General features: G+C 66.9%; 23 protein-coding genes. 11 read left to right on the forward strand and 12 right to left on the reverse strand.

The features are described from left to right. The first annotated feature begins 340 nt into the window (after positions 1-340). The 7 genes from ACWGDX_RS12915 (at position 341) to ACWGDX_RS12945 (ending at position 3672) form a co-directional block, all read left to right on the forward strand. On the forward strand, positions 341-1213 hold the full coding sequence (locus ACWGDX_RS12915) for an undecaprenyl-diphosphate phosphatase (RefSeq protein WP_453624973.1): 873 nt from the start codon (positions 341-343) through the stop codon (positions 1211-1213). A gap of 403 nt (positions 1214-1616) precedes the next feature. Continuing rightward, positions 1617-1889: a helix-turn-helix domain-containing protein gene (locus tag ACWGDX_RS12920; protein ID WP_453624975.1), complete on the forward strand. Its 273-nt coding sequence runs from the start codon at positions 1617-1619 to the stop codon at positions 1887-1889. A 297-nt stretch (positions 1890-2186) separates the two neighbouring features. Then, the gene (locus ACWGDX_RS12925; RefSeq protein WP_453624977.1) at positions 2187-2327 is read left to right on the forward strand and encodes a hypothetical protein; all 141 of its coding nucleotides are present in this window, start codon (positions 2187-2189) and stop codon (positions 2325-2327) included. Positions 2328-2347: 20 nt separating this feature from the next. Continuing rightward, positions 2348-2587 carry a GntR family transcriptional regulator gene (locus ACWGDX_RS12930; protein ID WP_453624979.1) on the forward strand — a complete coding sequence of 80 codons (240 nt, stop codon included), beginning with the start codon at positions 2348-2350 and terminating at the stop codon, positions 2585-2587. 29 nt (positions 2588-2616) lie between these two features. After that, complete coding sequence (locus ACWGDX_RS12935) at positions 2617-2793, forward strand: hypothetical protein (RefSeq protein ID WP_453624981.1); 177 nt, start codon at positions 2617-2619, stop codon at positions 2791-2793. Positions 2794-2802: 9 nt separating this feature from the next. Beyond that, the gene (locus ACWGDX_RS12940; RefSeq protein WP_453624983.1) at positions 2803-3042 is read left to right on the forward strand and encodes a hypothetical protein; all 240 of its coding nucleotides are present in this window, start codon (positions 2803-2805) and stop codon (positions 3040-3042) included. Between the two features lie 444 nt (positions 3043-3486). Beyond that, positions 3487-3672 (forward strand): hypothetical protein, encoded by a 186-nt coding sequence (locus ACWGDX_RS12945; RefSeq protein ID WP_453624985.1) that lies wholly within the window; start codon positions 3487-3489, stop codon positions 3670-3672. Positions 3673-3733: 61 nt separating this feature from the next. On the opposite strand, the gene ACWGDX_RS12950 is transcribed toward ACWGDX_RS12945, so the two are convergent. From ACWGDX_RS12950 to ACWGDX_RS12960, 3 genes are read right to left on the reverse strand one after another with little or no spacing between them, the layout of a single operon-like run. Beyond that, entirely contained in the window at positions 3734-4249 is a 516-nt protein-coding gene (locus ACWGDX_RS12950) for an endonuclease domain-containing protein (protein ID WP_453624987.1), read from the reverse strand. Next, a complete protein-coding gene (locus ACWGDX_RS12955; protein WP_453624988.1) occupies positions 4162-5154 on the reverse strand; it encodes a tyrosine-type recombinase/integrase in 993 nt (330 codons plus the stop codon). The genes ACWGDX_RS12950 and ACWGDX_RS12955 overlap by 88 nt, the downstream gene beginning before the upstream one ends. Then, complete coding sequence (locus tag ACWGDX_RS12960; RefSeq protein ID WP_453624990.1) at positions 5151-5648, reverse strand: DUF6221 family protein; 498 nt, start codon at positions 5646-5648, stop codon at positions 5151-5153. The genes ACWGDX_RS12955 and ACWGDX_RS12960 overlap by 4 nt, the downstream gene beginning before the upstream one ends. Before the next feature lie 214 nt (positions 5649-5862). On the opposite strand from ACWGDX_RS12960, the gene ACWGDX_RS12965 reads away from it, so the two are divergent. The 4 genes from ACWGDX_RS12965 (at position 5863) to ACWGDX_RS12980 (ending at position 8040) form a co-directional block, all read left to right on the forward strand. After that, a complete protein-coding gene (locus ACWGDX_RS12965; RefSeq protein ID WP_453624992.1) occupies positions 5863-6180 on the forward strand; it encodes a hypothetical protein in 318 nt (105 codons plus the stop codon). Positions 6181-6182: 2 nt separating this feature from the next. Continuing rightward, positions 6183-6545, forward strand: coding sequence for a hypothetical protein (locus tag ACWGDX_RS12970; RefSeq protein ID WP_453624994.1), 363 nt, complete (start codon positions 6183-6185; stop codon positions 6543-6545). Between the two features lie 62 nt (positions 6546-6607). Further along, complete coding sequence (locus ACWGDX_RS12975; RefSeq protein ID WP_453624996.1) at positions 6608-7174, forward strand: hypothetical protein; 567 nt, start codon at positions 6608-6610, stop codon at positions 7172-7174. A 245-nt stretch (positions 7175-7419) separates the two neighbouring features. Next, a complete protein-coding gene (locus tag ACWGDX_RS12980; RefSeq protein ID WP_453624998.1) occupies positions 7420-8040 on the forward strand; it encodes a hypothetical protein in 621 nt (206 codons plus the stop codon). Positions 8041-8237: 197 nt separating this feature from the next. Here the strand turns inward: ACWGDX_RS12980 and ACWGDX_RS12985 are convergent, their stop codons facing one another. The 9 genes from ACWGDX_RS12985 to ACWGDX_RS13025 form a co-directional block, all read right to left on the reverse strand. Then, complete coding sequence (locus tag ACWGDX_RS12985; RefSeq protein WP_453625000.1) at positions 8238-8600, reverse strand: hypothetical protein; 363 nt, start codon at positions 8598-8600, stop codon at positions 8238-8240. Then, complete coding sequence (locus tag ACWGDX_RS12990) at positions 8597-9034, reverse strand: hypothetical protein (RefSeq protein ID WP_453625001.1); 438 nt, start codon at positions 9032-9034, stop codon at positions 8597-8599. The genes ACWGDX_RS12985 and ACWGDX_RS12990 overlap by 4 nt, the downstream gene beginning before the upstream one ends. Continuing rightward, positions 9035-9418 carry a hypothetical protein gene (locus ACWGDX_RS12995; RefSeq protein ID WP_453625003.1) on the reverse strand — a complete coding sequence of 128 codons (384 nt, stop codon included), beginning with the start codon at positions 9416-9418 and terminating at the stop codon, positions 9035-9037. Positions 9419-9470: 52 nt separating this feature from the next. Next, positions 9471-9728: a hypothetical protein gene (locus ACWGDX_RS13000; RefSeq protein WP_453625005.1), complete on the reverse strand. Its 258-nt coding sequence runs from the start codon at positions 9726-9728 to the stop codon at positions 9471-9473. A 44-nt stretch (positions 9729-9772) separates the two neighbouring features. Beyond that, positions 9773-10621 (reverse strand): peptidoglycan recognition protein family protein, encoded by an 849-nt coding sequence (locus tag ACWGDX_RS13005; RefSeq protein WP_453625007.1) that lies wholly within the window; start codon positions 10619-10621, stop codon positions 9773-9775. Between the two features lie 71 nt (positions 10622-10692). Continuing rightward, positions 10693-11334 (reverse strand): hypothetical protein, encoded by a 642-nt coding sequence (locus ACWGDX_RS13010; protein WP_453625009.1) that lies wholly within the window; start codon positions 11332-11334, stop codon positions 10693-10695. Positions 11335-11343: 9 nt separating this feature from the next. After that, the gene (locus ACWGDX_RS13015) at positions 11344-12078 is read right to left on the reverse strand and encodes a hypothetical protein (protein WP_453625011.1); all 735 of its coding nucleotides are present in this window, start codon (positions 12076-12078) and stop codon (positions 11344-11346) included. Continuing rightward, the gene (locus tag ACWGDX_RS13020; protein WP_453625013.1) at positions 12075-13172 is read right to left on the reverse strand and encodes a DUF5047 domain-containing protein; all 1098 of its coding nucleotides are present in this window, start codon (positions 13170-13172) and stop codon (positions 12075-12077) included. Before ACWGDX_RS13020 ends, ACWGDX_RS13015 begins: the two co-directional genes overlap by 4 nt. A 12-nt stretch (positions 13173-13184) precedes the next feature. After that, positions 13185-15428 carry a hypothetical protein gene (locus ACWGDX_RS13025; RefSeq protein WP_453625015.1) on the reverse strand — a complete coding sequence of 748 codons (2244 nt, stop codon included), beginning with the start codon at positions 15426-15428 and terminating at the stop codon, positions 13185-13187.

The raw sequence follows: 15428 nt of genomic DNA on the forward strand, positions 1-15428 counted from the left end.
AGCGCGGCCGACCGCCGGTGACACGGGACCCGGCCCGTCGATGACGGGGTCGCCGCCCGCCGATGGCAGGGGGCCGCCAGCCGTGTCGTCATCTTCAGACGCTAGGCTGCCCCAACCCGGTATGTGATCGCTGATCAATGGTCGCTGATCGCCATGCCATCGGCCTCAACGACGCCACGCCCGTAGTGACGAGCAGGCGCGAGACGTAGGACCACGTGAGTAGGACAACCTGCCCATCCATATGATCTAACCGCGCATCGACCGTCAGCTCTCAGTCCGCCACTGTGCCCGCGGCTCCGCCGGCCAGTGCATGATCCTCTCTTGGATGGCGTAGTACCCCATGTCTTGGTTCGAATCTTTCGTCCTCGGGCTTGTCCAGGGACTGACCGAGTTCCTGCCCATCTCCTCCAGCGCGCATCTGCGGCTGACGGCGGCGTTCGCGGGCTGGCACGACCCGGGCGCGGCATTCACCGCGATCACGCAGATCGGTACCGAGGCCGCCGTCCTGATCTACTTCCGCAAGGACATCGCCCGTATCGTTTCCGCGTGGTTCCGCTCGCTGACGAACAAGGCGATGCGCGGCGACCACGACGCCCAGATGGGGTGGCTGGTCATCGTCGGCTCGATCCCGATCGGGGTGCTCGGAGTCACCTTCAAGGACCAGATCGAGGGACCGTTCCGTGATCTGCGGCTGATCGCCGTCACACTGATCGTGATGGGCATCGTCCTCGGTGTCGCGGACCGACTGGCGGCGCGTGACGAGACCGGCGGCAAGCACCGGGCGATCAAGGAGCGCAAGTCCCTCAAGGAGCTGGGGGTGAGGGACGGTCTGATCTTCGGTATCTGCCAGGCGATGGCACTGGTCCCGGGTGTCTCCCGCTCGGGCGCGACGATCAGCGGTGGTCTGCTGATGGGGTACACCCGCGAGGCGGCGGCGCGCTACTCGTTCCTGCTCGCGATCCCCGCGGTCCTCGCCTCCGGCGCCTTCGAACTGAAGGACGCGAGCAACGGCCATGTGTCCTGGGGCCCCACGATCTTCGCCACGATCATCGCGTTCGTGGTGGGATATGCCGTTATCGCCTGGTTCATGAAGTTCATTACGACCAAGAGCTTCATGCCGTTCGTGATCTACCGGATACTGCTCGGCATCGCCCTGTTCGTACTGATCGGCACGGACACCCTGAGCCCCCACGCGGGCGAATCGGCGGGCTGACGGGTCTGGGCGCCCCATCCAGAGGCACTGCGGAACCTAGAGCTTCCTAGAGGAAGTCAGAGGCGATTCGAGCCTGATCACCTTGCTCATCTCCCATTCGCCTCCCACTCTCCCAGCCTGAAACCGAAGACCAGGGCGAGGCTGTCACCTGGAGGGGTGATTCGCCCGCGCCCCGCCCTGGCCGCTCAAGGCCGCCGAGCCCCAGCACGCATCACTCGGCGGCTGTCCAGAAGATGCACATAGACCGCCTGCCCCGTCGGGGGTGCTCGACAGGGGCAGGCGGTGGTCATCACGCGAGCAGAGAAACGCTTGCCGCAGCCACGGCTCCACGGACTCGCCTTGATCACAAAAAGCAGCAGAACTGCTGCTGACTTATGATCATCTTCGTCAGAGCGTTTGTCGAGTGCCAGCCTCTGACCATCCCTGGATCCTCTCCGACCGCCGTGCCGCCGCCCGTAGCGTTAAGGGGTGGCGCATTGACAGGGATCTCACACAGGAGAAACTGGCGGAACTGGCCGGCGTCGACCGGTCAACGCTTCAGCGCATTGAATCGGGTAACTGGGAGATCAAGCTGAGCCATCTGTCACGCATTGCCCATGCGCTTGGCGTGCGCACAACGGACCTCCTCGCATCCCCCGTACCGCCCGCCGGACCAAACCCGTCCGGTTGCGGATGACTTTCGAGTAAAGCTCATCCCAGGCCCGAGCAAAAGGGTGCGGCGTCCACCCATCCGCGCGCATGTCGCACACCCGGTGTGAATCATCCGGGGGGCGATTCGCGCAGCGCCGCTTTCCATGTCAGCCGGAGTTCCCCACCGCGGGCGCAGTGACTGACCCCGGCGGAGCACTGGCGGCATCCGGTGACGTGGTCCAGGAACGCCGCGTAGCGGGTTCTCCGCTGCCGTTCAGCCGGCGTCGGTTCGATGGCTGCCTGTTCGGCGGGCTCGGGCGTGCCTGCGTCGATAGGATCCGTCATGTCGATGCTCCGTCTAGCTAGCGTCGTCCGTACCCCCGGGCCGTGCCATCGGCTGCGGGGGTTTCTGCTGCTCAGACGCTACCGCTATATGCCGCCGCAGGTGGCCGCATGGCGCCACCTGCGGATGCCGACGGCGTGAGGCAGCCTTACGTTCCGAATATGAGTTCCGAGCCCTTCGAGTACGTGTATGTGCAGGTCGCCAACCGGGTCGAGCAGGAGATCCGGGCAGGCCGGCTGCCGTATGGGGCGCGGCTGCCGAACGAGCGGGCGATGGGCTCCGAATACGGGGTGGCGCCGAACACGATCCGGCGGGCGGTGCAGGAGCTGCGCGACCGCGGGCTGGTGGTGACGCTGCCGAACAAGGGCAGCTTCGTGACCTTCCGTCCAACTACCGGGTGATTGTCAGTCCTTGTCGATAGTCTGTCCGCATGCCGTCGACCCCTCGCCCTGCTTCTGTGCGCCCTGCCGCCGTGGTGAACGCGGAGATCCGTGACCTGTGGGCCGCGGCGGACAGCACGCTGTCGCCGGTGGAGCAGGAGCGGTATCGGCTGCTGCTGGTGGAGTGGGCGGCGGCGGTGGGTGAGGAGCGGGCGGAGGCCGCGTAGCATCCGCCCGTGGCGAATATCGAGATCCCCGACGACCTGCTCAGACTCCAGCGCGCGGCGAATGCAGCCCAGCGGGAAGCGACGCGGGAGGGCTACACCCCGGAGGGCTGGCGGCCGTGGGTGGAGGCGGCGGCCGTTGTGCAGAAGGCGATCGTGGAGCACGCTGCTGCAACGACTGGGGTGAACCGGTACGAGCTGGAGATGGCCGTCAAGAAAGCCGCCCGCGAAGCCGACGCGGGCGAGGGCTGACGCAGCTCCGCCCCCGTACCGGGCATCACTCCGGTACGGGGGCGGGAAGCAATCCCCTTGTCGTGGGCCGCGGCCCGGGGGTTGATAGAGCTAAGTCTACGGGCGGGGCACGATAGGCCTGCGGACCAAGTCCTCCGCGATCGGCCTGAGCAACGCACCTGCTGCGGCAAGAGCCACTCTTGCTTGCGCGGCCATGTGCAGCTCAAACTCGGAAGGCTCGCGAGGCGGCACGGGCGGGCGTCCACGTTCAACCTGTCGAAGCGCACGGTCAGGATTCGGGTACGCGCGATAGGTCACGGAATCCTCCCTCAGAGGTGGCACTCGGCGCCGGGGGTGACAGCAAGGGCCGGATCCAGTGTCGCAGGCTGCCTGCGGTCGAGCCGGACTGGGCGCGCCTCCGGTCGGCACGGGGCATTGTCAGTGCCAGCAGCAATGATGGGTCGCATGATGACCACACTGCAGAGCTACGGGCTCACCTGGACTGACCTCGACGGCATATCCCGTGCCGCCGCCGTCAGCTACGACAAGGCCAGCGCCGAGCACCGCAGACAGCAACTCGAAGCCGCCGGCTGCACCAGAGTGCGCGTTGCGGCAGTCAAGCCTGGCGAACACCTCAGCCCAGAAGCCTGACAGGCGGGCGCCCGCCTCGACGGGGGGCGAGGTGGGCGCAGGGTCAGTCCGGCACGGGCGGTCAGGCGCCGAAGCCGTCCCATGCCGATCCGTACTGCTCCTCCAGCCCGAGCATGACCGCAGGCGGCCGTGCTCGGTACGCGGCGAATGAACCTCCTCGCCCCATTCCTTCGGCCGTGTTGCAGCTGGTGCACAGCAGTCCGCGAACCCGCCCCGTCTGGTGGCAGTGATCCACGAGTAGACGCCCTCTGCGGGCGCTGCACATGGCGCACGCCCTGGCCTGCCACTGGCGAAGAGCTTGTATGGCGGACAGGTGAGGCGGCACTTCCCCCGCAGGGACTCGCCAGACATGACAGGACGGGATTCCCCGCCGGTCGAGGATTTCGGCCTCGGCAAAGGTGGGGCGCCCCTCGGTCGTGGTACTCAACCATTCCCGCTCTACTGCGTCCCGGCGTCGCACTTCCTCCAGCGCTTCCTGCGCGGTCATGGTCACAGGCCGATCCCTCGCATCGGATTGTCGCGCCACTTGTCGACAGGCCGGATGTACTCCAGCACCTGCGGCGAGGTCTTGGACCATCGGCCGTGGTCGGCGATGAAGCTGACGGGCTGCCCCGCCTTGGCCGCTTCTGTGGGGCCGCCCGCCCGGAGGCCGTGGGCGGTGAAGGTGACGGCGTTGGGGACACCTGCTTCGATGGCGAGCTTGCGGACGCGTTCGTTGATGGCGGCGCCGGACATGCCTCCGGGCTGGAGTTGGTCCCAACGGTTGATAGCGCGGAGCAGCGGGCCTTCTGTGGCGTCGAGGGCGTCGAGCCAGGCGCGGGTGACGCGGACGGGGTCGGTGTCGGGGTGGACGCCGTGCGGGATGTTGACCTCGGCGCCCTCTGCCTCTTGGTCGGTCTTGCTGGAGCGGATCAGGATGGTGAGCCCGTCGTCGGTGAAGGTGACGTCTTCGATGCGGAGGGCGGCGAGTTCGGAGCGGCGGGCCATCATGGCGAACCCGAGGACGACCAGGACACGGTCGCGGCGTCCGGCGAGCGTGGTCGGGCCAGCGACCTCGACCATGGCGCGGAGGACGTCGAGGGTGACGGGTGGCGCCTTGCGCTTGCGCTTTCCGGCTTCGGCCCGATCCCGCTTGTGCGTCTTGAGAATGCGGAGGGCAGCACGGGTGTCGGGTTTGCCGTCGTGCCCGGCTTCGCGATGGGCGACGCGGATGGTGGCGATGGCCTGCTCGATGGTGGATGGCGCCTGGTCGAGGTCGCAGAGGTGGCTGACGTAGTCGGCGAGAGTCTGCGCGCTGGCGGGCAGGGCGTCGCGGCCACGCTCCTCACACCAGGCGATGAAGTCCCGGGCCTGCCTGCGATAGGCGGTCTTGGTGTTCTCGGGCACGGACCGGTCGAGGCGGTCGAGGGCGGCCGGGGAGAGGGCCGTGTTCGGGTCGAGCGGGACGGTCGTCTCGACTGGGCGCGGTTCGACTTCGGTCACGGCTTCCACTCCTGCCGGTAGTCGGGGTGGCCGTCGTAGGGCAGGGCGAGCAGGCGCAACGTCCACTCGGCGGTATGACGCGGGCGGGTGGGTTCGCCGTTCTCGCCGTGCACCCATCGTTCACCGTCCGCCTCCCACGCCGGGCCGACCGATCGCAGCATGCACGAGCCGCTGTACGAGTGCTCGACTCGGCAGCCGACCGGGCAACGGGCAGCGGAGGCATCCACGATCTGCCGCTTGGCTTCGACATCGGCGAGGACGCGGGCCGGGTCATGGCGGACGATGTGGTCACGCTCCCGTGCCCACACGAACTTCACGCGCGGAGTGCCGTCGGTGTCCCAGATTCCGGCGTCTCCTTCCGGGCTGGGCACCCAGCGGGGCGCAGGCTGACCGCGCAGGACGCGCGCCATGACGTTGGTTCCGAGCGTGCGCCGCGCCGCCTCATAGTCCTCGTCGAGGCGGTCGCGGAGGAACTGCGGCAGGTCGTCAGGCATGCTTCATTGTACCGTTTCTGACCTTCTATAAGTCAGGTTATCGAGGGTTAGACCACGCGCGAAGCCCTGGCGCTTCAGCCGACGTTATGCGCTAGATCCCCCGTCGCGCCGTCCACGGAGTCGCGCCTGTCGCGCGCGTCCAGCCCCTACGCCCATCGACGTAGTTCTTGACATGAAGTCTTGACGTGCACTCTTGGGTTGCTACCTTGAAGTCATGACGAACAGCAACAAGCCCCGCCTCATCCCGACCGGCAACTGCTGGTGTGGCTGCGGCAACGAGGTCGGTCTTGGGAAGTTCTTCTCCCAGGGCCACGACAAGGTCGCCGAAGCGGCACTCGTCGCCGCCCGATACGAAGGGTCCGTCGCGCGACTCCTCAACGAGCACGACTTCGGCCCCGAGCTGGACCGTTCGGTGATGCAGGCAGCTGTCGATGACGGCAACTGGATCGTCTGCCCGTACTGCGAGTACACCGGGGCACCCGCCAGCATCCGCAACCACACCCGCAAGTACCACGAGAAGAAGGAAGGCTGAGAATGACCGAAGCGCAGACGATCCGTTTGCAGGTCACCCAGAACGGCGCCCTGTTCTTCGAGGGCGACGTGCAGGTCTACCCCTGGCACATCGCCAACTACGGAGGCGACTGGGGACTGTGGCTGCGCGACGTCGCCGCGGAGTGGGTCGACCGGACAGCGAGCGGTATTCGGGACAAGGCGTTCCAGGCAACCGCCTCGGACGCGACCAGAGGCCAGCAGCTCGCTGCGATCGGGTTCACCCACACGTCCCGTACCGCCGACGAGTTCATCGCCTACATGGACAGCCGGGACCCGCAGGAGCTGGAAGCCGACCGCGCCGCAGCCTGGGGCGTCGGTGCCGGCGGCGCCCCGACCCAGAGCTGATCACCACCGCCCGCCGCTCCCGCGAGTGGGGTCCGCCGCACCACCGAACCGAAGGAGAGCGAATGATAAGCGAGTCGGGCCGTTACTGGTCCGCCGGTATCGCCGTGACCTGGGTGCCAGCCTCCGTCGCGATCGGCGGCGGCCTCTACGGCGGGTGGCATGCCGACCTCACGCCGCAGTTCGACCTCGCTTTGACCGAGACTGGCCACAACCAAGCCTTGCTCAACGTCCACCTCAACGGCCCCGACGCACTGCACCACCTTGACGAAGTAGTGATCACCGTTGGGAACGACGACATGGACCACATCGTCCTCCACCCCAGCGGAGGCCTAACGCAGGACGATGTCGACGCCTTCGTCTGGGGGCCCTTCCGGTTCTCCCCGTACATCAACGGCACAGACGAACATGGGCGTGGACCAGAAGCGTTCCCGCTTGAAGTGGGCGCCGGTCGCCCTCTGGCGATGCAGCGCACCAGGCCTGCCCCTTGGATGGAGGGCAAGAGCCAGGGCACGTGGCAGGGGGAGAACGGAGGCAATTCGATCCGACTCGTGTTGACCTGTCGACGCGGAGACCAGAAGTGGGTCATCGCCCGGCGACTCGAAAATCCGCCGTTCAGCCCGCAGGCATGACAAAAAATGGCCACCCTTGCCGCACCGGAGACAAAGGCCACGGTTGCTGCGTGTCGGCTGGGGCGGCCTGGTTCACCTGCGGTCAGGTCCCGTGGCTAGACAGCTCCAGCAGGGCGGGAACAGCGAAAACAAGGTAGCTCTCCACTCTTTGGTCACAACTCTGTCACCCCTAGCTCACTCATCGCACGCTGGGCCTTTCGTGGCCGCTACGGTCATCCCTCCACGAACCATGCCCAGGGGGGACCATGTCGTACAACCAGCCGCCGTCGATGCCAACCCAGCCGCAGTGGGGGCCGCCACCAGCACAGCCGTCCCGGCCCAAGTGGGCACGGAAGCGCATCGTGATCCCTGCCGCAGCGCTCCTGTTCTTCGTCGGCGTTGGCATCGGCACCTCCGGCAGCGGCGAGACTGAGGCTGCGGCGAGCGCGAAGCCCGCGCCGACGGTCACCGTCACCGAGACGCCGCAAGCCGACAACCCCGCAGCGGACGAGGCCAAGCCGACGCTGACCGTCACCGTTACCAAGACCGCGACGCCCAAGGCCGCGGCCAAGCCGAAGGAAGACAAGCCGGAAGAAGCGCCGGAAGGCCAGGCCGTGTTCAAGGTGTGGGGATCGGCGCCGTCAGGTGTCGACGTCACCTACGGGAGCGACGGCACCAACCTCCAGGGCGGCCGGCTGCCCGTGACCAAAACTCTGGAGGTCAAGGACGATGCGCTGTACTACCAGGTGACCGCGCAGTTGCAGGGCGGCGGGGACATTCACTGCTCGGTGACGATCGACGGGGAGACGAAGACGGGGCAGGCGCAGGGCGGCTACAACATCTGCTCCGCGCAGTTGAACGGCGACTTCCTCGACGGCTGGGGGTAAATCGTTCAGACGCGAGAGTGCCCCCGCCGCCCGTGATGGGCGGCGGGGGCGTCGTCATTCAGGCTCTTCAGGCGGCTGGGGCGCAGATTCGTCTGGCGGGACAGGCGGTTCGTCCACCAGGCCCATCTCCACCAGCGTTCCCGTGTCGGCAGCCGTGTCATCTACCGGCGGCGTCGCAGGCTCCAGGGGCATCGTCGTCACACTCCAGTTCGGTTGTACTCGTCCACCAGAGGATGCGGGCCCGGAGGGTCCCCAACCGGCGCCCGCGACCAGCGGTACAACTCGTCGACCGTCCACGAGAACGCCTTGATGAGCGTCTCGCACCGGAGCACCCGGCCTCGCAGAGAGCCGTTCTCCTCATCGACGCGCTTCACCGTGGCTTCCAGGACTGCCAGGTTTGCGGCCTGTTGGGCGGGTGCCGCTTGCGCCATGGCTGCCGCCCGGTTCGCGGCGGCGGTCGCCTGCGCGGCCCGCACAGTCGCGCGGGCCATGAAGAACCCGCCGCCGCCGAGGACGCTGCCTGCCGAGCCGACGATTGCCGCCCACTCGCCAATGTTCACGAGCCCTCTTTCCTTGGGCGGCGCGGAGTCGGAGGAACCGAATACTCGGGGACTCCGGCCGCCCACATGATGATCCCAACGATCGTCAGGTACCAGACTGCGACGAACCCGCCGCGGGAGTAGTCGCCGCTGATGGCAGCAGCAGCGTAGGCCAGGGCCCACACGGTGGGAGGGGCGAAGGCCGCGGCGAAGCCAGCCCAGTCGCGGCCGACTTTCAGGAACGCGGTGACTCCGGCCACAGTGCCGGCCGCAATCCACAGCCAGGCCCACGTGCCGAGCGGGCAGCGGTCGGTGAGGAGACTGAGGCCTGCCGTGGAAGGGGGGTCGACGACGATTCCGGCACCCCATGCGCTCTCCCCGACCCCGATGATGAGGAGGAAGACGCCGCGGCGGCCAAGGTGCGTTCGGATCCGCCGCAGCGCACGGCACCGCATCTACACGCCCGAAGGCGACGCGGGCTTGACCGGGCTCGACTGTTCCAGCCGCACGGCCGGGACGGGCGCGGTCGCCTGGGTGCGGGTCCACATGGCGAGAGCAGCCGACAGTGCGGCCATCACCTTGCCTTGCGTGTCTGCGGACCAGTCGAGGCCGAAGCCGACGAACAGTGCGAGGCCAGCCTGCGCGAGCTGCATGATCGTGGCGCCGAGTGCCCCCGACTTGAGGACTATCGCGGTGGCGACGGCCACGATGCACGCGAGGAAGGTCGTGATGAGGGTCTGCTGGGTGTCGCTGACGTTCAGGCCGAAGGCGGTGAGGAGTTGGAGGAACGCCGCTGCGAAGCCGAGGAGCAGCGCGGGTTCACGGCCGAAGATCTTCACGGTGGTGTCCTTCTGCTGGTAGGTGATCGCTTTAGGGGTGGTTGCAGAGTGATCAAGCTTGGGTCCACTGGCCGCTGCGTACAAAGCCGTGCAGCTTGCAGCAGGACCAGAGCAGGGACGGTTCGAGGTGCAGGGGCTCCCGGGTCAGGACGCTGTGTGCGCTCGTCCCTGCGGCTACCCAGCGGCCCGACACGGTGTGCTCTTCGGGCACGTCTGCCAGGGCTGCGCACCAGTGCCAGAACACGGGGGTGGCCTGGTCAGCCACCCAGCCGAAGTAGATTTCGTCCGTCAGCCGAGTGATGTCGGTCATCTCCATGCCGGGCCAGTCGGTTGGCGGGGTGTCGCGGCCGTAGCTCACGATGCCCCGGTGATGTCGACGTCGACCTTGACGACCGCCTCGGCGATCGCCTTCTGTACGGCGGCAACCACGGTGGCGGTGTCTGCGCCGACCTGCCCGGCCAGCGCCTTGACTGCCGCGGTGAGGCCGGTGACCTGGACCTCGGTGCGGCGCGTCACGATCTCGATGTTGCGCGCGGCGGTGGCCAGCGCGATGTGTGTGTTGTTGGTTCCGGAGACCGGGTTGACGATGACCCCGTCGAGGGTCAGCACCCGCTTCGCGATCTTCTCGGCATCCGCGTCCGTGATGGGCATGTCGTCCTCCTCGGTGGTCTGGCCGGTGGCGCGGGCGACGATGCCCGGGAACACGACCGTCTTGAACTGCTGGATTCGGGCCTTGCCGGGGCAGGCCGTACCGGATGTCGACCACTGCGGGAACATCGAGTGGTAGCCGAATCCCTTGTCGTCGTGGGTGCGGCAGATCCGCAGCGGGATGTCGTGGGTGCGGTGCAGCCAGACACCCAGGTCGATCAGTTCCTCGACCTGCGCGGCCGTCCACGGGTCGGTGCCCTCGGTGTTGGATGCGGTCTCGGCCGACACGGCGCCGGTCCCGTCGGCCCTGCGGTTTGCCCCGGCGTTCGCGTCCGCGCGGGTCTCGGTCCCGATGAACTGGCCGACGTCGCCCGCCTCGTAGCCGATCCCGAAGTGGGACTCCAAGCTGGTGGAGTCGCGCCAGTACTCGTACACGCGCCGCGCTGTCCACGGGGCGATGATCGAGTGGACGATGAACTGGGTCGGCTTGATAGCTGGCTGACTATCGGACTCGGGCTGCAACTCGTACTTCGTGGCGCCTGGATACCAGGCCATGGTGCCTCCGGGCATGAAGAAAGCCCCGGCCGACGGCGCGGGGCTGGAGTGGGTGCGGGCGTCGCCAGAGATCAGGCGACAGGCTGGACTGTCAGGGTGCCGCCTACTGTGGACGCGGTGGAGCTGGAGCCGGATGAAATGTTCCACTGAGGGATGATCGTGATCGTGGTCCCAGGAGTCATGCCCGTCAGTAGCCGCGTGCGTGACGCCGCCACACGGACGGCCTGCGCGCTGACGCCGGTCGTATTCAAATCCTGGTAGACGAAGCCGTTTGATCCACTGGCCCGCCATGCCGCCCAGATGGTGCTGGCGTCCGTGTTCGTGTTCAGCAGGATGCCGCTGATGGTGACGAGCGCTGACCCTGATGACGGAGCAATGAACGTGGGCCGCGGCCAGGCCACTGCCGTGTAGTCAGTTGTGGTCATGATCGCGTTGTAAGGGGCGTCCGAGACCTGCTCGGTCTGGACGGGTCGAGGAGGCCAGATCGCCCACGCCGACCCGTTGTAGATCTCCAGCCGGGCCGCGTCGGTCAGCCAGGTTGCCATCCCCGCCACAGGCGAGGTGAGCGCGGCGTTGCGAGCGGTGGCCGTGGCGAATCGCATCACGGTCTGCCCGGCCATCCGGAGCAGCCCCTCACCCATGATCTTCAGGTCCGGAGTCTCGCCATAGTCCAAGGATGCGAATCCCTGCCCGTAGGCGTCATCGATCGGCATGCTCGGTCCTTACGTGATGGCGCCAGCGCCGGCGAATGCGGCGGCCGGGCCCGCATCAGTGATCGTCAGGGTTGCTGGAGTGGCCGTCGAGGCGGCGAAAATGAAAGTGACAGAGGATCCGGCGTCCCAGCTGTACGTTGCAAGGACAGGGCCGCCGATGTCTGCGCCACTTGTGTTGACGCCGATGTGTGTCAGGTTGACGGCGTGATTCCGCGCACCGCTGGTCAGGTTGGTCACCGGCACCGAGCCCAGATTGCGGATCAGCGGACCGGTGGTACTGGTGCGACGCAGCCGGAAGGCGACGAGGTCTGTCGTGTTGAGCGTGGCGTGCTGGACCAGGCCGCGGAGCTCGAATCGGTAGGCGCGTCCGTTCTTTAGGGTGATGGATGGTGAGGTGATGACCGCGACTTCGGTTGTGGACGCTGTGGTGGCGGCGTTGGCGGTGATCGGAGTGAGTGACACCAGAGGCTCGGTGACAGCGAGTCGTCCGAGAGCTACCCAGTTTCCGGCGCCGCTCTGAGTAATGGCGATCATGTCGCCGACCTGAGCGCCTTGATAGGTGTCTAGGCGGCGAGCTCGAATACTGCCGATACTGACGGTGCCGTCAACACCGACGGCAGTGACAACAGCCGTTTGCCAGTCCGCGCCGCGCACCTGTGGGTCGCTGGCGCCGGCGGCGCGTGCAGCCTGGACGAATCCGGCCGCGAGGGCGGCGCCCGTCGCTTCAGCCCGGGAGGGTGTCATGCGTCCTCCTTGCCGCCGATGGTCTCCATGGTTGTGCTGCCCAGCCCCAAGTCGATGGTGAGTGACTGGATCTGATGTAGTTCCCGTTCGCCCGATCCGTATGTGACGCGGATGATGTCGCCGGGCTCAAGGCATGGGTTCGGGGCTGCTTCGATGGATACCGTCGCAGACGGCTTGATCGAGTCCATCAGGATTTTGCCTGCTGCTGCGGCGCACTGATTGTTAGAGATGAGCAACGAGGACGAGTAAAAGCGGGGGACACGGCCGAAAGGGCCGCCGACATATGTTGGGGACGTCGGATCGTTGTCCTGCGCGGTCGCGGATACGGGCGGGATGTTGTCCTCGGTGTTCTCGCCGGACGCGACGACCACGTTGTACATGCCGTCACGTTTGTAGGCTCGGATGGCCGAGATGAGGACGCCTTGTTCGCCTGCGTCTACGGCCCAGTCGATCGATGCGGTGGCGATGTCGGGGAGTTCGGCGATGATGAACTGGCCGTCGGCGTCGGCGTAGCATTCGGCGCCGATGGCTGTGGCGCACGCCTGGACGGCGGCCCACCGGTCACTCTGTGCATCCCAGGTCGTCGTTCCAAGTGTGGCATCGGCTGCCCGGTTGACGATGACTGCGCTCGGGATGCTGCCCTGCACAAGGCCTGTGATGGCGGCAACAGCGGCTGTTCCACCTCGGGTCGTGTAGGGCGTGAGGAACTGGTCGTCCGCTATGGCGGCTTCAAGGCCGCTGCCGGAAATGGTGACCGGGCCGTAGTCCGGGTCACCTTCCACGCTGTCCACCCGAAACAGGCCCAAAGGCACCGTCTCGACGGTGCCGTCCGGGTAGCGGATGCCGCGCAGTATCCGCAGACGGGCACCGTAGATGGACAGTTGCTCGGTGGGGCGTAGAGGCAGCAACGATGTGTCGGGGATGGTGACAGTGCAGGTGCGGCGGACGGTCGCCCCACGGTTCGCGGTAACGCTGCCGTCGGTGTGGGGCAGGATCTGCACGATGCCGTCGGCGCGGTGGAGCTGCACCTCGGTGACGGGCGTGTGGGCAGTGGCGAGCGTCGTCAGGAACCGATCCGACGGGGGCGTGTACACGGTCTCCCCCTCCTACGCCATGCGCTGGTCGAGGGCCAGGTCGAGCACTGTGTTGTAGCGAGACAGCAGCGACAGGACGCTGGGGTTCTCGATCAGGACGTCCTGCACTGTCCATGTGGCTGAGCCGGCAATCCCGGTCAACGGTCGGTCGATCTCTGTGAGCGGCAGCGTCCACTCCCGCCACGGTTCCGGCGCATAGGTGGTGACCCGAGGGAACGCCGATCCTCCCGCCGAGACGTACATGTCCGTCTCGCCCATGCCTGGGGCTGTCTGCCAGAGAAGCGGGCTGCCGGCGGACAGCAGGAGCCGCAGCGCCTCCCGTTCCGTGTCGGACTGCGTCCACAGGATGAGTGAACCCTCGCGGCCCGACCGGTCACCGGACAGGACCAGGGCGTTTTGCCGGCCCCGGATCCGCATGATGTTCTGCTCGATCGGCTGGCTCCACTCGGGCGCCTCCCTGATGAGGAGCCGCAGGTTGAGTTGCGGCCGTGCCACGTCCTTGAGCCAGGCCCAGTTCGGGTTGCCTGGGGCGAGGGTGACCGGATTGGTGACTCTCCAGCCCGTCAGGAGACCTGTGGTGGTGCTGTAGTGCTCGATCCGGTAGACGACGGGGATACCGAGCGGCGCCTCGTAGTCCTCGACGCTGATCGTCGAATCAGTGATTGCGAGCCGGTCTATCAGGCCGCCCCTGCCTCGCAGGAGGGATTTCGATCCGTCAGGTAGAACGCGGTACACCGTCGTCAGCCGCGTTGTCTCGATAGCCCTGACGATCAGCCGAATACTGGCAGTCTCGTCGGAGCCCGTGACCTCTGTAGCAGGGAGTGCCTGCCGCAGGCGCACATCGTCCACCTGCACGGTGGACGAGGTCGTGGTGGCCGTGAGGAGGATGTCGATCTGGCCGGTGACCGCACCGGCGGGCGCCGCCATGTCCCCATCGACTCGGTACCACAGGCCGTCCGAGGGCAGTGCGACGGCCGGGCTGGTCACAGTCGATATCAGCGCGTCCGCAGCATCATAGAAGCGCATGGCGATACCGACGGTCCATCCGCCGGCCGTCCGCTTCAGAACGAAGTCCGGTTTCCAGTTCAGCAGCTCCGTCACCGGATACTTACCGGACCGCACAGTGCTGGCGGTCGCAGTGGAGCTGGTGACGGTGAGGCTGTACCCGTCGGCCCACGGCTGGGCACCCCAAGGGGTGGAGCGGGCAATCGTCGCGGCTCCCGCTGGCACAGTCCACTGCCCGACGCCCTGCTCGAACGCCGAGTCCGTGAACAGTACGCCGTTATCGACCGGCGCCGAGCCCGTTGTGGTCGCCGTGCGGACCTTGAGGACGAGGCCGTCAGCCCGCATGACCTGTCCGGCCGTGCCCGACGTTATACCGAACGCCATAGAGGCGGTTGCCGCAGCCGGAGGGGCGACCGCGGACGCAATCTGCCGGTAGGTACCAGTTCCGGGGGCGGCGAGTGTGCTGCGCGATGCGGACAGCTGGGAGCCGCCCGCATCATAGAAGCGCAGCTCAACCCAGCAGGCCGAGCCTGAAGTGGGCGGCATCAGGTAGCCAAACGCCAGGTATTCCGTACCGGGTGTCACTGGGGCCCGCTCGGTACACAGGGCGGACGCGTTGCCGTTGGCGGTGACCGTGAGGGTGGCCATCTCGCCGCCCGAGTAGTACCAGTTGACCGGCCACTGGACCATCGGCACCGTGCGGCTCATGGTGCTGTTGGTCTCGGCGGCCCAGCTGCTGGTGTCGATCTCGGCCTGTTCGGCATTGAAACTGAGCAGGTTTCCGGCGAAGCGCTGTGGCCAGCCGAAATATACGTTCTCGAAATAGTTGGTCACCCCGCCCACGACAGGGCTGGCGGACACCAATACCTGGGCGCGCGTAGCGAACGCTGGGGCGACTCCGCCCACGCTGATGCGATGCCATGTCGCGGACGCCGAGGAGGTGGTCAGCCCCCAGGTGACACCAACCTCCACGCTGAACGGGTTGAGCCAGCGGATACCGATACGTTCCGGAACCGTCGCCCCGGAGGCGTCGGCGAACGCGGCATACGTGACGCCCGGAACGACTGCATATGACGAGTAGGTGCGAGCCTGCATCTCACCCGAGGCCGTTGATGTCAGCTTCAGGCATCCGTCGCCGTTCCGTCCGCCCGTACCGAGGCTGATTGCGCAGTTTGTTTTGGCCAGCCAGCCGGAGGTGTTCGGATCCACCGTCTCCGTTGTCGCCGAGAGGAAGTTTCCGGGAATCGCCAT

It is taken from the genome of Streptomyces sp. NPDC055025 (genome assembly GCF_053608565.1).

Excerpts from the sequence above, each read along its gene's own strand:
- ACWGDX_RS13010 (WP_453625009.1), bottom strand. The coding sequence starts at position 11,334 with ATGCCGATCGATGACGCCTACGGGCAGGGATTCGCATCCTTGGACTAT.
- ACWGDX_RS12975 (WP_453624996.1), top strand. The coding sequence starts at position 6,608 with ATGATAAGCGAGTCGGGCCGTTACTGGTCCGCCGGTATCGCCGTGACC.
- ACWGDX_RS12930 (WP_453624979.1), top strand. The coding sequence starts at position 2,348 with ATGAGTTCCGAGCCCTTCGAGTACGTGTATGTGCAGGTCGCCAACCGG.
- ACWGDX_RS12980 (WP_453624998.1), top strand. The coding sequence starts at position 7,420 with ATGTCGTACAACCAGCCGCCGTCGATGCCAACCCAGCCGCAGTGGGGG.
- ACWGDX_RS13015 (WP_453625011.1), bottom strand. The coding sequence starts at position 12,078 with ATGACACCCTCCCGGGCTGAAGCGACGGGCGCCGCCCTCGCGGCCGGA.
- ACWGDX_RS12970 (WP_453624994.1), top strand. The coding sequence starts at position 6,183 with ATGACCGAAGCGCAGACGATCCGTTTGCAGGTCACCCAGAACGGCGCC.
- ACWGDX_RS13005 (WP_453625007.1), bottom strand. The coding sequence starts at position 10,621 with ATGGCCTGGTATCCAGGCGCCACGAAGTACGAGTTGCAGCCCGAGTCC.
- ACWGDX_RS12935 (WP_453624981.1), top strand. The coding sequence starts at position 2,617 with ATGCCGTCGACCCCTCGCCCTGCTTCTGTGCGCCCTGCCGCCGTGGTG.
- ACWGDX_RS12960 (WP_453624990.1), bottom strand. The coding sequence starts at position 5,648 with ATGCCTGACGACCTGCCGCAGTTCCTCCGCGACCGCCTCGACGAGGAC.
- ACWGDX_RS12945 (WP_453624985.1), top strand. The coding sequence starts at position 3,487 with ATGATGACCACACTGCAGAGCTACGGGCTCACCTGGACTGACCTCGAC.
- ACWGDX_RS12990 (WP_453625001.1), bottom strand. The coding sequence starts at position 9,034 with ATGCGGTGCCGTGCGCTGCGGCGGATCCGAACGCACCTTGGCCGCCGC.
- ACWGDX_RS13025 (WP_453625015.1), bottom strand. The coding sequence starts at position 15,428 with ATGGCGATTCCCGGAAACTTCCTCTCGGCGACAACGGAGACGGTGGAT.
- ACWGDX_RS12925 (WP_453624977.1), top strand. The coding sequence starts at position 2,187 with ATGTCGATGCTCCGTCTAGCTAGCGTCGTCCGTACCCCCGGGCCGTGC.
- ACWGDX_RS12950 (WP_453624987.1), bottom strand. The coding sequence starts at position 4,249 with ATGGTCCAAGACCTCGCCGCAGGTGCTGGAGTACATCCGGCCTGTCGA.
- ACWGDX_RS13000 (WP_453625005.1), bottom strand. The coding sequence starts at position 9,728 with ATGACCGACATCACTCGGCTGACGGACGAAATCTACTTCGGCTGGGTG.
- ACWGDX_RS12965 (WP_453624992.1), top strand. The coding sequence starts at position 5,863 with ATGACGAACAGCAACAAGCCCCGCCTCATCCCGACCGGCAACTGCTGG.
- ACWGDX_RS12915 (WP_453624973.1), top strand. The coding sequence starts at position 341 with ATGTCTTGGTTCGAATCTTTCGTCCTCGGGCTTGTCCAGGGACTGACC.